Annotated in this window: 12 protein-coding genes; 6 read left to right on the top strand and 6 right to left on the bottom strand. The window is 53.8% G+C overall.

The window, feature by feature from the left end; all coding sequences use genetic code 11:
- Positions 1 to 81: 81 nt before the first annotated feature.
- From serS to lrp, 5 genes are all read right to left on the bottom strand, one after another.
- A complete protein-coding gene (serS, locus tag OGY72_RS04045) occupies positions 82 to 1,374 on the bottom strand; it encodes a serine--tRNA ligase (protein WP_003831902.1) in 1,293 nt (430 codons plus the stop codon).
- 92 nt (positions 1,375 to 1,466) lie between these two features.
- The gene (rarA, locus tag OGY72_RS04040) at positions 1,467 to 2,810 is read right to left on the bottom strand and encodes a replication-associated recombination protein RarA (protein WP_003836910.1); all 1,344 of its coding nucleotides are present in this window, start codon (positions 2,808 to 2,810) and stop codon (positions 1,467 to 1,469) included.
- A 10-nt stretch (positions 2,811 to 2,820) separates the two neighbouring features.
- On the bottom strand, positions 2,821 to 3,432 hold the full coding sequence (gene lolA, locus OGY72_RS04035) for an outer membrane lipoprotein periplasmic chaperone LolA (protein WP_003831898.1): 612 nt from the start codon (positions 3,430 to 3,432) through the stop codon (positions 2,821 to 2,823).
- Between the two features lie 111 nt (positions 3,433 to 3,543).
- Positions 3,544 to 7,569, bottom strand: a complete 4,026-nt coding sequence (ftsK, locus tag OGY72_RS04030; protein WP_286546934.1) for a DNA translocase FtsK — start codon at positions 7,567 to 7,569, stop codon at positions 3,544 to 3,546.
- A 134-nt stretch (positions 7,570 to 7,703) separates the two neighbouring features.
- Positions 7,704 to 8,198: a leucine-responsive transcriptional regulator Lrp gene (gene lrp / locus OGY72_RS04025; RefSeq protein WP_002439523.1), complete on the bottom strand. Its 495-nt coding sequence runs from the start codon at positions 8,196 to 8,198 to the stop codon at positions 7,704 to 7,706.
- A gap of 547 nt (positions 8,199 to 8,745) precedes the next feature.
- Here lrp and trxB point away from each other — a divergent pair.
- From trxB to infA, 5 genes are all read left to right on the top strand, one after another.
- Positions 8,746 to 9,714, top strand: a complete 969-nt coding sequence (gene trxB, locus OGY72_RS04020) for a thioredoxin-disulfide reductase (RefSeq protein WP_003831889.1) — start codon at positions 8,746 to 8,748, stop codon at positions 9,712 to 9,714.
- A gap of 114 nt (positions 9,715 to 9,828) precedes the next feature.
- Entirely contained in the window at positions 9,829 to 11,595 is a 1,767-nt protein-coding gene (cydD, locus tag OGY72_RS04015) for a heme ABC transporter permease/ATP-binding protein CydD (protein ID WP_148362179.1), read from the top strand.
- Positions 11,596 to 13,317: a heme ABC transporter ATP-binding protein/permease CydC gene (cydC, locus tag OGY72_RS04010; RefSeq protein WP_286546931.1), complete on the top strand. Its 1,722-nt coding sequence runs from the start codon at positions 11,596 to 11,598 to the stop codon at positions 13,315 to 13,317.
- 44 nt (positions 13,318 to 13,361) lie between these two features.
- Positions 13,362 to 14,066, top strand: coding sequence for a leucyl/phenylalanyl-tRNA--protein transferase (gene aat / locus OGY72_RS04005; protein ID WP_003831883.1), 705 nt, complete (start codon positions 13,362 to 13,364; stop codon positions 14,064 to 14,066).
- Positions 14,067 to 14,351: 285 nt separating this feature from the next.
- A complete protein-coding gene (infA, locus tag OGY72_RS03995) occupies positions 14,352 to 14,570 on the top strand; it encodes a translation initiation factor IF-1 (RefSeq protein ID WP_002211347.1) in 219 nt (72 codons plus the stop codon).
- 79 nt (positions 14,571 to 14,649) lie between these two features.
- On the opposite strand, the gene OGY72_RS03990 is transcribed toward infA, so the two are convergent.
- Positions 14,650 to 15,561 carry a LysR family transcriptional regulator gene (locus OGY72_RS03990; RefSeq protein WP_149384738.1) on the bottom strand — a complete coding sequence of 304 codons (912 nt, stop codon included), beginning with the start codon at positions 15,559 to 15,561 and terminating at the stop codon, positions 14,650 to 14,652.
- 108 nt (positions 15,562 to 15,669) lie between these two features.
- Here OGY72_RS03990 and OGY72_RS03985 point away from each other — a divergent pair, with 108 nt between their 5' ends.
- Complete coding sequence (locus OGY72_RS03985) at positions 15,670 to 16,530, top strand: pirin family protein (protein WP_003831674.1); 861 nt, start codon at positions 15,670 to 15,672, stop codon at positions 16,528 to 16,530.
- Positions 16,531 to 16,542 lie beyond the last annotated feature (12 nt).

The raw sequence follows: 16,542 nt of genomic DNA, 5'->3' as shown, positions 1-16,542 counted from the left end.
ATGGAGGTAGGCGTTATTGTCCGACGTCAAACGGGCATAAAAAAAGCGCCCTAAGGCGCTTTTTTAGCAAAGAAAGGTAGCTTAGCCGATAAATTCCAGGCCATTCATGTACGGGCGTAACACTTCCGGAACCTGAATACGGCCATCAGCCTGCTGATAGTTTTCCATCACCGCAACCAGCGTACGTCCAACCGCCAGACCGGAACCGTTCAGCGTATGTACTAAACGGGTCTTTTTGTCGGATTTGCTGCGGCAACGCGCCTGCATACGGCGAGCCTGGAAATCCCACACGTTGGAGCAAGAGGAGATTTCGCGATAGGTGTTCTGCGCCGGGATCCACACTTCCAGATCGTACGTTTTGCATGCGCCGAAGCCCATGTCGCCTGTGCACAGGATGATCTTACGGTACGGCAGGCCCAGCAGCTGAAGAACCTTCTCGGCATGGCCGGTCATCTCTTCCAGCGCGTCCATAGAGTCTTCCGGGCGAACGATCTGCACCATTTCAACTTTATCGAACTGGTGCATACGGATCAGACCACGGGTATCACGACCGTAAGAACCTGCTTCAGAACGGAAGCACGGCGTATGCGCGGTCATTTTGATCGGCAGCGCATCTTCGTCAATGATTTCGTCGCGAACCAGGTTGGTCAGCGGAACTTCTGCCGTTGGGATCAGCGCATAGTTGCTGCTGTCAGCTTCTTCATCCAGCGGACGGGTGTGGAACAGATCGCCAGCAAATTTCGGCAGTTGCCCTGTTCCGTACAACGTGTCATGGTTAACCAGATACGGAACGTAGTTTTCGCTGTAACCATGCTGCTCGGTATGCAGATCCAGCATGAACTGAGACAGCGCACGGTGCATGCGCGCGATCTGCCCTTTCATCACGACGAAACGAGAGCCGGTCAGCTTAACCGCAGCGGCAAAATCAAGACCCGTGTGCATTTCACCCAAGGTAACGTGATCGCGCACTTCGAAATCAAACTCACGCGGAGTACCCCAACGGCTGACTTCAACGTTGTCATTTTCATCTTTACCCACCGGAACGTCGTCCGCTGGCAGGTTAGGAATGGTCAGCGCAATGTCGCGGATCTCGGCCTGTAAGGTATCAAGTTCAGCTTTCGCGGCATCCAGCTCTTCGCCCAGTTTGTTCACTTCCAGACGTAAAGACTCGATATCTTCCCCGCGCGCTTTTGCCTGGCCGATGGATTTCGATCGAGAGTTACGCTCTGCCTGCAGGTTTTCAGTTTGTACCTGCAGAACTTTACGACGCTCTTCAAGAGCGCGCAGCTTATCTACATCCAGCTTAAAGCCCCGGCTTGCCAGTTTTTCTGCGACTGCGTCTGGCTCATTACGCAGCAGATTGGGATCGAGCATGCTTATCCTGTGCTTATCGAATTAAAATAGGAGAAAGTGACCACAGCCTGCGGTCACAGGGATACAGAGACAACATTACCGCAACGATAACACTAACGGTAGCGTTTTATAGGGCTATTTTGATCCTGTCCGGCGAGCCAGGCGAGCTTTTCGCCAATCTTGCCTTCAAGACCTCTGTTTGTGGGGTGATAATAGCGCGTTTGTGCCATTTCCTGCGGGAAGTACTCTTCTCCGGCGGCATAGGCATTTGGTTCATCATGGGCGTAACGATACTCCTGACCATAGCCCATTTCTTTCATCAGCTTAGTTGGCGCATTGCGCAGATGGACCGGCACGTCGTAATCCGGACGTTCGCGGGCATCAGCCAGCGCGGCTTTGAAGGCGGTGTAAACCGCATTACTTTTCGGCGCGCAGGCCAGATAAACAATCGCCTGAGCAATCGCTCGTTCACCTTCCGCGGGTCCCACGCGGGTAAAGCAGTCCCATGCGGAAATTGCCACCTGCATAGCGCGAGGATCGGCATTGCCCACATCTTCAGAGGCAATCGCCAGACAGCGACGGGCAACATATAGCGGGTCACCGCCTGCGCTAATGATGCGCGCATACCAATAAAGCGCTGCATCCGGAGCACTGCCGCGAACCGACTTATGTAATGCGGAGATGAGATCGTAAAAACGATCGCCTTTATTATCGAAACGCGCGCTGCGTTCACCGGCAATTTCAGTGAGCAATTCTGGTTTCAATACACGCTTGCCGGAATCATCAACTTCGGCCATATCGGCCATCATTTCCAGCGTATTCAGCGCTCGCCGCGCGTCGCCATTAACCAGTTCGGCAATCGCCCGACGCGTCTCTGGCGGCAGTACGATATCCTGGCCGCCGTAACCACGGGCTTTGTCTGACATCGCCTGGTCCAGCACCTGTTCAATATCGTCGGTGGTTAACGACTTCAGTAAATAAACACGCGCACGCGACAGCAGTGCCGAGTTCAGTTCAAACGAGGGGTTTTCTGTGGTGGCGCCAATAAACGTGATGGTACCGTCTTCAATATGCGGTAAAAACGCATCCTGCTGGCTTTTATTAAAACGGTGAACTTCGTCCACGAACAGGATCGTACGTCGACCCGCGTTACGATTCTGACGCGCCCGCTCAATTGCTTCACGAATTTCTTTTACGCCAGAGGTAACCGCCGAAATTCGTTCAACATCGGCGTTGGCGTAACGGGCAATAACTTCGGCTAGCGTGGTTTTCCCCGTCCCCGGCGGCCCCCATAAAATCATAGAGTGCAGGTGCCCGGCCTCGATGGCGCGCGGCAAGGGTTTACCCGCAGCCAGCAGATGCTGCTGGCCGATATACTGTGCTAAATTTTCTGGCCGCATGCGTGCGGCCAGTGGCTGAAAGGTATTATCAGAAAAGTCGAGCGACAGATTGCTCACTCACACGCCTCTACTTACGTTGATCGTCAACCGTTACACCTTGCGGCGGAGTAAAGGTGAATTTCGAAGGTTCAATCGCACCATTCTGCTGAGATTTCAGCTGATAACTGCTGCGCTGATCGTCTTGCTCAACGGCGCTAAACTGGTGGATCGTCCCGTCCCGCCCAACATTGATAGTAAACTGCTTCAGGTTACCGCTGCTGGTTTTTGGCGTCAGCACGAAGTCGTCGCCGTTTTGCTTAATGTTGTACTGCTGCCAGTCGCTGGCCTGGTTACGCGCAATCAGCATGAACGGCGTGTTGCCCGTGGCGTCTTTCAGCCAGGTCGCAGTCGCCTGCTCAACAAACGGGTTAAAGAACCACAGCGTTTTACCATCGGAAACCAGGATGCTCTCGTCAGGCTGCGTCATATGCCAGTTAAACAGATTAGGGCGTTTAACCCATAAGTCGCCCTGACCTTCCTGCACCGCCGCGCCGCTACCGTCCGTGACCTTCTGAGTAAAGCTGGCATGGAAGCTACTGACTTTATCCAGACGGCTTTTCAGGTCGCTGGCAGCGTCAGCCCAGACGCTGCTCACCACAAAGCTAGACAGTAATGCACAGGTGATTGCGATTCTTTTCATCGTTATTCCTCAAAATACGTCACTCCCAACGGGGAGATCCCTCTGCTATCCATTTCAGGCCAAAAATCAGCATGAGGAAAGTAGAAGATACTGAATTACTTAACTTTGCAATCATTCGAAGGGCGGCGGAGCCAGCACTTCACGATTACCATTATGCCCTTGTTCGCTGACTATTCCCTGCGCTTCCATCTGTTCGATGATGCGCGCCGCTCGGTTGTAACCGATACGGAACTGACGCTGGACGCCGGAGATTGAGGCTTTGCGTTTCTGAGTAACAAAGTTCACCGCCTGATCGAACAGCGGATCCAGTTCTTCGCCACCATCAAAGCCGCCACCGCCGCCTTCGCTTTCGCTGTCAGAGGTAATGCCATCAACGTATTGTGGACGGCCGCGCGCTTTCCAGTCCTGAACTACCGCGTGAACTTCTTCATCGCGTACAAAGGCGCCGTGTACACGTACAGGGATCGTCGAGTTTGGTGCAGAATAAAGCATGTCACCCATACCCAACAGCGATTCCGCGCCGCCCTGGTCAAGGATGGTACGCGAGTCAATTTTACTGGACACTGTAAAGGCGATACGCGTCGGGATGTTCGCTTTAATCAGACCGGTGATAACGTCAACTGATGGCCGCTGGGTGGCCAGCACCAGATGGATCCCCGCCGCACGCGCTTTTTGCGCCAGACGAGCGATCAGTTCTTCCACCTTTTTGCCAACGGTCATCATCAGGTCAGCGAATTCATCCACCAACACCACGATATACGGCAGTTTTTCCAGCACCGGATGCTGAACATCCATGCTGTCGCCCGGCTTCCAGTATGGGTCTGGAATCGGACGTCCCATACGGGCGGCTTCAGCAATCTTATCGTTATAACCGGCAAGGTTACGCACGCCAAGCGCCGACATCAGTTTGTAGCGACGTTCCATTTCATTGACGCTCCAACGCAAGGCATTGGCGGCATCTTTCATGTCGGTCACAACTTCAGTCAGCAGATGTGGAATACCTTCATAAACAGAAAGTTCCAGCATTTTCGGGTCAATCATGATAAAGCGAACGTCTTCCGGCTGCGCTTTGTACAGCATGCTGAGGATCATGGCGTTCACCCCAACAGACTTACCGGAACCGGTTGTCCCTGCCACCAGCAGGTGCGGCATTTTAGCCAGATCGGCCACCACCGGTTCGCCTGCAATATCTTTGCCCAGCACCACAGTCAGCGGAGATGAGTTATCACGGAATTTAGCGTTATCCAGTACTTCACGCAGATAAACGGTTTGACGTTTTTTGTTCGGTAACTCCAGTCCAACATACGGTTTGCCTGGAATAACCTCGACCACACGTACCGCCGCGGTCGACAATGAACGCGCCAGATCTCGTGACAGGTTAGAAATACGCGCCGCTTTAACCCCTGGAGCCAGATTAAGCTCAAAGCGGGTAATCACCGGGCCAGGAGAGTAGTTCACCACATCGGCTTTAATGCGGAAATCCGCCAGACGCGCTTCCACCAGACGTGCCATTTGTTCTAGTGCGAACGTATCTATCGGCTCAACTTCGCTCGGCGGCGGCGTGAGCAGATCTAACGATGGCAGCGGCGTGCTTGGACGGTGCGCCGGACGACTATCCCCATTACGCATCAGCAGCGGATGGATCAGACTATCCTGCGGTGGCGGTGTAACAGGCTGCGCTGGTTGCTGATAATGCTGCTGTGGTGCAACTGGCTGTGCCGGTTGCTGATAATGCTGCTGTGGTGCAACTGGCTGTGCCGGTTGCTGATAGTGCTGCTGTGGTGCAACTGGCTGTGCCGGTTGCTGATAGTGCAGCTGCGGTGCAACTGGCTGCGCCGGCTGCTGATAATGCTGCTGCTGCGCAACTGGTTCCTGGTACTGCGGCGCGGGCTCCGGCATTACGCCAGGCGTAAACAGCGGCTCATGCGGCCCCTCATCCACCAGTGTTTTCATTGGCGAAAATTCAAAGTCATCGAGGGAGAACGGATTCGCTCCGGCAGGCTGTTCACCGGAATAACGCTGCTGCTGAGAAGAAGCAAACTGGCGAGCAAGCTCCGCTTCTGCGGCTGAATCTTCGTCATCAGTCTGGTGGGTATCGTCCTGATACTCTTCGCCATAACGATGCTGCTGCGACTGAGCGAACTGACGTGCCAGCTCGTCCTGCTGCATTGCATCCATTTCATCGTCACTGTACGCATCTGTATCAAGCTGCTCTTCGCGCGCTTTCTCTTCAGCCATACGCTGTGACGGCAGTTTTATGCCATATGACGCCAGCTCACGACGAGTAGGCACGCGCACACGATTCGGACGCGGCAACTGCGGGCCAATGCCCTCTTTCACCTGCGGACGCGGCGTACCACTGCCTGCAAGGCTAAAGACAGGAGCTGCGGCAGCGGCACCTGCCCCTAACGCGGCGCTTTTTACGCCAGCGGCCAGCGGTGCAACGGCAGCAACAGACTCAACGGGTGGTATGGATGTAGTCGTCGGCATTGATGGCGTAGACGGCTTAACACGCTCAGGCTCCTGAGCAGGTTCTGGAATCGGCTGATACCATGCGGCCAGTTGCTCACGCTCACGCGCACGTTTCTCTTCGACTTCTTCAAAGTAATAAAGCGGCGGACGAGTCGGTTTAACTTCTTCAACCACGGGCTCAGGTTCCACCACCGGCGGTTGTTCAACCACAGGCTGCTGGAACGGGTTGCTCTGTTGAAAAGTTGGATCCTGCTGATAAACAGGTTGCTGCACAGGCTCCGGCTGATAAGCAGGCTGCTGGAATACGGCGTTGTGTTGAGAGGTCGGATCCTGTTGATAGACAGGTTGCAGCACGGGCTCCGGCTGATAAACAGGTTCCGGCTGCGGCTCGACAGGCTGCATATAAACAGGTTCAACGGGCTGCTGTGCGTAATATTGCGGCTGCGGACTCTGCTCCACAACCGGCTGTTGCCATGGCTCATACGGCTGCTGCACCGGAGGTTGCGCGTACTGGGCTGGCTGCGGATAACCTTCAGGCGCTGGTGCAATCGCGGCATCACCGGTTTGCGGGCCAGGCACGGGTTGCCAGGCCACAGTTGGGACCGGTTGCTCCATAACAGTGTTGGTCACGGGAGACGTTTGCAGCAACGGATCAACCGGTGCGCTCCAGGCCTGAGCGGCCGTTGTAGCTGCAGCTGCTGCAGCTACAGGCTCGGTCACCGAGTGGCCGTTAAGGAGCGGATCAAGTTCGTCATATTCAGGCAGCGTCGCGCGATTACCGGAAAACAGCACATCATTAGGATCGGCAACCACGCCACGGGCGCTGTATTCAATTTCGTCTTCATCATCCATGCGTTTGCCGGAGAACAGCGCCGCATCGGTATGACGACCAAGCGGGTTGGTAAATTTCTCAGCCAGACGTTTACGGCGCGCTAACGCACCACGCAGGATACGAGCTCGGCGCGATTCATGGGGTTTGCCATCAGCGGCGTCGACAGACTCTTCTTCGTCTTCATATTCTTCGTCATCGACCCAAGTATCGTCGCGGCGGGTACGGTTGCTGGCAAACGTCAGGATATTGAGTAACCAGCCGCCCAGTTTTTCCGCAATGCTCACCCATGACCAACCGGTGAACAGCGTTAATCCCGCAGCCCAAATGCACAACAACGTCAGCGTGCCGCCGCTGCTGTGCAGCAAGGGTTGTAGCGTGGTGCTGAGCAGACTGCCGATCACGCCGCCAGAGGCGAAATACCAGATGTCATCGGCGTTAATTGCGGCCAGGCCGCAGGAAGTGAGAATCAGCGCCAGAACGCCAATAATGCGCAGCGAGACGGCAAAATAATCGACGTATTCGTCGCTGGCCTGATGTCGCCAGGCAAACCAGCAGCCACCGACAATGATGACGGGGATAGTGTAGGCCATGACGCCAAAAATAAAGAACAGCGTGTCCGCCAGCCATGCTCCAGGTATTCCGCCCAGATTATGGATAGGCTCATGCCACGCGGTTTGCGACCAACTGGGATCCGAAGGGTTAAAGCTGAGTAAGGCAGCCATCAACCAGACGGCAAAAAGGGCAATAAGGATCAGTAGCGCTTCCAGAAGTCGGCGCCCGCTGCTTAACTTCGTCAATGTGACGTCTTTGTCTTCAGTGTATTCCTGGCTCAAAAACGGCTCTCCAGGTTTCGGGCTTTTCCTGCCCGATGCTAAAACGGACAACAGCACCGGGTTGCCCCGGCACTGTTGCTGTATGGATTAACAGGAGTGTAATCAAACTGCGTCGATTTTGCACCTGTTCCGTGTTAGCGCGTCTTAATTACCAGACGATTGCTCTGTTTGACTTCTTCCATTACTACATAAGTACGTGTGTCATTCACGCCAGGCAGACGCAGCAGGGTTTCCCCCAACAGCTTACGGTATGCTGACATATCCGGTACGCGTGTTTTCAGCAAATAGTCGAAATCACCGGAAACCAAATGACACTCTTGAATTTCTTCAAGTTTTTGTACTGCAGAGTTAAATTGTTCAAACACATCCGGGGCGCCACGATTCAGAGTAATCTCAACAAAAACCAGAAGTGATGCATCCAGATAATGCGGGTTTAACAGCGCTGTATAGCCCTGAATAAAACCCTGTCTTTCCAACCGACGCACACGCTCAAGGCAGGGCGTTGGTGAAAGTCCCACACGTTTAGAAAGCTCGACGTTAGAAATACGCCCATCCTTTTGCAGCTCATTAAGAATGTTACGATCGATACGGTCGAGATCTTTGCCAGGGCGCTTCTTACTATCTACCATTATTATTGTCTCTCTGTATTCCTTCCCTACTCCTGCCTGACTCTACCAACATCACTGTTCAGAGTCGCTACCCATCAAGATAAACCGCAACCCAGAGGGATTTTCGGTTCGCAATGTCTGGGTTTATGGTGAGAAGACCGTTGCCTGTCGGCGGCTATCGACATCACGAATGGCATCTGTCCACACCATGCGTAGATTTCGCTAACACGGTAAACATGGTATCTACATGCATGATTATGCAGCACATACATGACACAGTTTTTTTCTTCCTTGAATGTTTTCGCAAAACAGCAGGGGATTGTCAAAGCAAAACATCGATTTTTAGTACAACATGCCAGTTATTCATTCGCAGTGATGGAAAATCGTCATTTTATCACCTTATAACTGACCGATTTTAAGTAGAAATCGTTATAGTATTACGACTAATTCTGCCGTTCATCGGTTCCCGCTATTACACATATTGTTAACAAAATCGCCATACTCTTTTTTTACGCCTGTAAATTCCCTACAATCCTGCTCATTGCCTGCTAACAACTATGGGGATCTCATGGGCGCAACCAAACACAGTAAACTTCTTATTCTGGGCTCTGGCCCTGCGGGGTATACCGCTGCGGTCTACGCTGCACGCGCGAACCTGCAACCGGTACTGATTACCGGTATGGAAAAAGGTGGTCAGTTGACCACAACAACAGAAGTGGAGAACTGGCCTGGCGATCCGCACGATCTCACAGGCCCATTGCTGATGGAACGCATGCACGAACATGCGACCAAATTTGAAACTGAAATTATTTTTGATCATATCAGCAAAGTTGATCTGCAAAACCGCCCTTTCCGTCTGACCGGCGACAGCGGTGAATACACCTGTGACGCACTGATCATCGCCACCGGTGCGTCAGCACGCTACCTGGGTCTGCCTTCAGAAGAAGCCTTCAAAGGCCGTGGCGTTTCCGCCTGCGCGACCTGCGACGGTTTCTTCTACCGTAATCAAAAAGTTGCGGTGATCGGCGGCGGCAACACTGCTGTTGAAGAAGCGCTGTACCTGGCGAATATCGCATCTGAAGTGCATTTGATTCACCGTCGCGACAGCTTCCGCGCCGAGAAAATCCTGATCAAGCGTTTGATGGATAAAGTCGAAAACGGCAACATCGTGCTGCATACCCACCGCACACTGGAAGAAGTGACCGGCGATCAAATGGGCGTAACCGGACTGCGCCTGCGCGATACGCAAAACACTGACAACGTCGAGTCACTTGACGTTGCAGGGCTGTTTGTCGCTATCGGTCACAGCCCGAATACCGCCATTTTCGACGGTCAGCTAGAACTGGAAAATGGCTACATCAAAGTTCAGTCCGGTATTCATGGTAACGCCACCCAAACCAGCATTCCGGGTGTATTCGCCGCCGGTGACGTGATGGACCATATTTATCGCCAGGCGATCACTTCAGCAGGCACCGGTTGCATGGCTGCGCTTGACGCAGAGCGTTATCTCGACGGTCTGGCAGACGCTTGCAAATAAGTTTTACAAATCAGTAACAAAAGTAAAAAAGGCGACTATAAGTCGCCTTTATTTTTGCCTCGTTGTAACATTGTCCTGCCCAAAAATTCCAATAACTCACCTGCTAAGCGTGCAATGAATAAAACCCGTCAAAAAGAGCTGACCCGCTGGTTAAAACAGCAAAGTGTAATTTCCCAACGATGGCTGAACATTTCACGCCTGTTGGGGTTCGTGAGCGGCCTGTTAATTGTCGCTCAGGCCTGGCTCATGGCCCGAATTCTCGACCATATGATCATGGACAATATCCCCAGAGAGGCGCTTCTGCTCCCTTTCATTGTGCTGGTATTGATTTTCATCCTGCGAGCATGGGTCGTCTGGTTACGCGAACGCGTCGGGTTTCATGCTGGCCAACATATCCGCTTTGAGATTCGCCGCCAGGTGCTTGACCGTCTGCAACAAGCAGGTCCCGCCTGGATACAAGGCAAACCAGCCGGGAGCTGGGCTACGCTAATCCTGGAACAGATTGATGACATGCATGATTACTATGCACGTTATCTGCCGCAAATGGCGCTGGCCGTATGCGTCCCCTTATTGATCGTGGCAGCGGTATTCCCGTCAAACTGGGTAGCCGCCCTTATTCTGCTTGGAACTGCCCCGCTGATCCCGTTGTTTATGGCGATGGTTGGTATGGGTGCAGCCGACGCTAACCGCCGCAATTTTCAGGCTCTTGCTCGCCTCAGTGGCCATTTTCTCGATCGCCTGCGGGGTATGGAGACGCTAAGAATCTTTGGTCGCGGTGAAGCTGAAACAGAAAGCATCCGCGCAGCGTCACAAGATTTCCGCCAGCGCACCATGGAAGTCCTGCGCCTGGCGTTTCTGTCATCCGGTGTCCTTGAGTTCTTTACCTCCCTGTCCATCGCACTGGTCGCGGTTTACTTCGGTTTTTCCTACCTCGGTGAACTCGATTTTGGCCACTACGGGACAGGCGTCACATTGGCTGCTGGCTTCCTCGCGCTCATTCTGGCGCCGGAATTTTTCCAGCCCCTGCGCGATCTGGGCACGTTTTATCACGCCAAAGCGCAAGCCGTTGGTGCCGCGGATAGTCTGAAAACCTTCATGGAAACCCCGCTTGCACATCCTGAGCGTGGCGATATTGAGCTGACAACAAAAGACGCAGTTTCAATTGAAGCAGAAGATCTGGTCATCACCTCGCCGGAAGGTAAAGTGCTTGCAGGTCCGCTCAACTTTACCCTGCCAGCGGGCCAACGCGCGGTGCTGGTTGGCCGCAGCGGTTCCGGCAAAAGTTCGTTGCTCAATGTCCTGTCCGGTTTTCTCTCTTATCAGGGTTCGCTGCGGATTAACGGCTTTGAGCTGCGCGACCTGTCGCCTGATTGCTGGCGCAAACAGCTGTCCTGGGTTGGACAAAATCCGCAGCTCCCTGCCGCCACGTTACGCGATAACGTGCTGCTCGCTCGCCCCGATGCCAGCGAAGAACAGCTGCAGGCCGCACTCGACAGCGCCTGGGTCAGTGAGTTTTTACCACTTCTGCCACAGGGTGTGGATACACCAGTAGGCGATCAGGCTGCTCGACTTTCTGTCGGACAAGCGCAGCGCGTTGCCGTGGCTCGCGCCTTACTCAATCCATGTCAGTTGTTGCTGCTTGACGAGCCCGCCGCCAGCCTTGATGCACACAGCGAACAACGCGTGATGCAGGCGTTGAAAGCAGCGTCACGCCGCCAGACCACGCTGATGGTGACACACCAACTTGAAGATCTTGCCGACTGGGACGTTATCTGGGTGATGCAGGACGGACAGATCGTTGAACAAGGCTCTTATGCCGAACTTAGCGCAGCCAACGGGGCGTTTGCGACATTACTGGCTCATCGTCAGGAGGACATCTAAATGCGCGCTTTGCTACCTTATCTGACGCTGTATAAACGTCACAAATGGATGTTAACCCTGGGGATCGTTCTGGCGATCGTCACACTGCTGGCAAGTATTGGTTTGCTGACGCTTTCCGGCTGGTTCCTGTCGGCTTCTGCTGTGGTGGGTGTCACCGGAATTTACAGTTTTAACTATATGCTCCCTGCTGCCGGGGTACGCGGTGCGGCAATCACCCGAACCGCGGGCCGCTATTTCGAGCGGCTGGTCAGCCACGATGCGACGTTCCGCGTGCTGCAACATTTGCGTATTTATACCTTCAGCAAACTGCTGCCGCTCTCCCCTGCTGGCCTGTCCCGTTATGGACAAGGTGAATTGCTTAACCGCGTAGTGGCAGATGTCGACACGCTCGATCATCTTTATTTGCGCGTGCTCTCCCCGCTTGTGGGCGCTTTTGTCGTCATCATGGTGGTCACGCTGGGGCTAAGCGTTCTCGATTTCACGCTGGCTATCACTCTCGGCGGTATTATGCTGCTGACCTTATTTATCCTGCCCCCACTCTTTTATCAGGCAGGTAAAAGCACCGGGCAAAGCTTGACGCATTTACGTGGGCAGTATCGCCAGCAGTTAACATCCTGGCTGCAGGGCCAGGCTGAACTGACCATCTTTGGCGCCAGTGAACGTTACCGCGCCCAAATGGAAGCCACCGAGTTGCAGTGGCATGAAGCCCAACGACGTCAGTCTGAATTAACGGCGCTATCACAGGCGGTCATGCTGTTAGTCGGCGCACTGGCAGTGGTTGTGATGTTATGGATGGCCTCCGGCGGCGTGGGTGGCAATACCCAGCCTGGCGCGCTGATCGCGCTGTTTGTCTTCTGTGCGCTGGCCGCGTTTGAAGCATTAGCACCCGTCACCGGCGCGTTTCAGCATCTCGGACAGGTTATTGCCTCTGCGCTGCGCATCACCGAACTGACCGAACAGCAGCCAGAAGTCACCTTCCCGGATGCCAGTTCTCCAGTTTCTGAGCAGGTCACTCTCACGCTACGCGATGTTTCATTCAGCTATCCGGGGCAAGCACAAAAAGCGCTCGACACCCTTTCGCTGCAGGCTCAGCCCGGTGAACACATTGCGATTCTCGGTCGCACCGGCTGCGGTAAGTCAACGTTACTACAATTGCTGACCCGCGCATGGGATCCGCAGCACGGCGAAATTCTGATTAATGAGCAGCCGATTTCAGCCCTCAGTGAAGCCATGCTGCGCCAGAGCATCAGCGTCGTGCCACAGCGCGTGCACCTGTTCAGCGCGACGCTGCGTGATAACCTGCTGCTGGCAGCACCGCACGCCAGTGATGACACATTATCCGCAATGCTGTGCCGCGTCGGTCTGAACAAACTGCTAGAGGGTGATGGACTCAATGCCTGGTTAGGCGAAGGCGGTCGTCAGCTTTCTGGCGGCGAACTCCGTCGTCTGGCTATCGCCCGCGCCTTATTGCACGATGCCCCACTGATGCTGCTGGATGAACCGACCGAAGGGCTTGATGCCACAACAGAAAGCCAAATGCTTGAATTAATTGGCGATGTCATGCGCGATAAAACCGTACTGATGGTGACACATCGTCTGCGCGGCTTGTCACGTTTTGATCAAATAATAGTGATGGACAACGGACACATTATTGAGCAAGGTAATCACGCAGATTTGTTAGCCCGGCAGGGGCGTTATTACCAGTTTAAGCAACGTCTGTAAGCTATTATTGAACGATCAAACTCGCGTAGTGGAGTTTCGCTGTCATGCGCCTGGTGCAATTGTCCCGCCATTCTATAGCCTTCCCTTCACCGGAAGGCGCTTTACGCGAGCCTAACGGTTTGTTGGCGCTTGGCGGCGATCTCAGTCCAGCCCGACTGTTAATGGCCTACCAGCGCGGAATTTTCCCGTGGTTTTCACCTGGCGACCCCATTCTTTGGTGGTCGCCCGATCCACGCGCCATTCTTTGGCCCGAGAAATTTCATCTCAGCCGCAGCATGAAACGTTTTCATAAAAACTCGCCTTATCGCGTGACGCTCAATTACGCGTTCGGTCAGGTGATTGAAGGCTGCGCGAACAACCGGGAAGAAGGCACCTGGATAACGCATGATGTAGTCGACGCCTACCATCGCCTGCACGAGCTGGGCCATGCGCACTCCATTGAAGTATGGCGACAAAATGAGTTAGTGGGCGGTATGTATGGCGTGGCGCAAGGTACGCTATTTTGTGGCGAATCAATGTTCAGCCGTCAGGAAAATGCGTCCAAAACCGCACTGCTTGTTTTTTGCACTGAATTTATCCGTCAGGGCGGAAAATTAATCGACTGCCAGGTATTAAATAGCCATACAGCTTCGCTGGGCGCCGTCGAAACCCCACGTCGGGAGTACCTTGAACACCTGAGCAGACTGCGCCAGCAGCGGCTACCGAGCCATTTCTGGGTTCCCAGGACGTTATTTTCGCCTCAGGGGTGAATGTTTTCGGCACATTTTTTGTCGGGGTGTTATAATTGTCGCGCAGAGTTGGTTTAGCCCATTACCCCGCCGCCGTTAAGGAACAGTTCGCGTCAGGCAACGCCTATCGTTTATCTCCTCGTTCCCTTACACGTTGCGCTTTAAGTGCGGCTTTGCCGTGTGTGGTTAGAGTAATGCGCCAAACCCGATTTGCTGTGTTTTAAACGCACAAATCTTTACTTATTAAAAGAACTTCGGCATTATCTTGCCGGTTCAAATTACGGTAGTGATACCCCAGAGGATTAGATGGCCAAAGAAGACAATATTGAAATGCAGGGTACCGTTCTCGATACGTTACCTAATACCATGTTCCGCGTAGAGTTAGAAAACGGTCACGTGGTTACTGCACACATCTCCGGTAAAATGCGTAAAAACTATATCCGCATCCTGACGGGCGACAAAGTGACTGTTGAGCTGACCCCGTACGACCTGAGCAAAGGCCGCATTGTCTTCCGTAGTCGCTGATTGTTTTTAACGCCCGAATGGCGTCCAGATAATAAAAGGTCGGTTTAACCGGCCTTTTTTGTGGGCCAAGGTCAGGTATTTAATCCTCAATCATCCGCGCATATTCTTCCGTTAAGAAATCCACTAATGTGCGTACTGACGGCAATAATCCCCTGCGTGATGGAAAGACTGCGTGAATTATTTCTCGCTTCGGTTCCCAGCCGTCGAGCAATGCCACCAGTTCACCCGCAGCTACTTGATCTTTTACCATCAGCTGTGGAAGTTGAACTACCCCCACACCGGCAACTGCGGCTTCACGTAACGCCAGCATATCGGTGGTGATCATACGCGGCGTGAAATGCACCTCCGCACGTGCGCCCTGCGGCCCGAATAACTCCCAACGATGCACATGTTTACCCGTCGCCAGACTCAGGCCCGGCCAACGCGTCAGCTCCGCCGGAGAATGTAGCGTTCCCATTTGCTCGATTAACTGCGGGCTGGCATACAAACGATGCCCCCTGTCCGCCAGCACACGCATCACCAGGTCGCTATCCTCAAATGGTCGGGGCCTGACGCGAATCGCCACGTCCAAGCCCTCTCCAACAACGTCCACGCGGCGGTTAGTAGCCTCCAGTTGCACTGATACGTCAGGATAACGCGCCATAAAACGGGCAAGCATCGGCCCGATATGCACATGCAGCAGCGTGACCGGACACGTCAACTTCACCACGCCACGCGGTTCAACCTGTAACGCGGCAATCGCATCCTGCGCTGCCTGCGCTTCCACCAGCATCGCCTTACAGTGTTCGTAAAAGGTTTGCCCAACTTCCGTCACGTTAAACTGGCGGGTGGTTCGCTGAATCAGTCGAACTCCCAGCCTCTCTTCCAGCTGCGCTATCCGTCGGCTCAGTTTTGATTTTGGTTCATCAAGCGCCCGACCCGCCGCCGCGAATCCCCCTTCCTCTACAACATGCACAAACCATGCAAAATCATTGAGATCTGGCTTCGTCATCCAATTGTCCTATTTATGAGACAGTGAGGACTATTTTAGCTACTACTCAGCTCGCTGTCATGAATATAAGCTTATTCACATCAAGACAACGCTACTGAGGAGACACATATGAAACAAGTAACAGGCGTCTACACCGCACCTCGCCCGCACTGGGTTGGCGATGGATTTCCGGTTCGCTCGATGTTTTCTTACCAGTCTCATGCTGAACAGCTAAGTCCGTTCCTGCTGCTGGATTACGCCGGTCCACATACGTTTACGCCGGGTAACGAAAAACGCGGCGTAGGCGAACACCCTCACCGTGGTTTTGAGACGGTGACCATCGTGTACAGCGGCGAAGTTGAACACCGTGATTCAACCGGTCGCGGCGGCATTATCGGCCCCGGCGACGTGCAGTGGATGACCGCAGGAGCAGGAATATTACACGAAGAGTTCCATTCACCTGAATTTACCCGTCAGGGTGGCGAATTGGAAATGGTACAGCTGTGGGTCAATCTGCCAGCAAAAGACAAAATGGCCGTTCCGGGTTACCAGGGCATCAGCAGCGATGTGATCCCCACTGTCGCCCTGCCTGATGAAGCAGGGAGCGTTCGTGTGATTGCGGGCAGCTATCAGGATACAAAAGGCCCGGCACATACCTTCTCGCCGCTGAACGTCTGGGATATGCGTTTGCAACGTAATCATCAGCTCACGTTGTCCCAGCCGGAAGGATGGAGCACTGCCCTGGTGGTATTGAAAGGGAATATCACCGTAAACGGCACTACGTCTGCCAGCGAAGCACAACTGGTGGTGCTGAGCCAGCAGGGGAAAACGCTGCATATTGAAGCCTCCAGCGACGCCAGCGTGCTGCTGCTTTCTGGAGAACCGTTGAACGAGCCGATTGTAGGTTACGGTCCGTTTGTAATGAACACGAAACAAGAAATCGCTGAAGCCGTACGCGATTTTAACTCCGGCCGCTTTGGCCAAATCTGAATCGAAGGAGAA

Origin of the sequence: Citrobacter sp. Cpo221 (assembly GCF_030332345.1) — a bacterium.
Taxonomy (GTDB): domain Bacteria; phylum Pseudomonadota; class Gammaproteobacteria; order Enterobacterales; family Enterobacteriaceae; genus Citrobacter; species Citrobacter portucalensis.
This window is presented reverse-complemented; position numbering and strand designations above follow the sequence as displayed.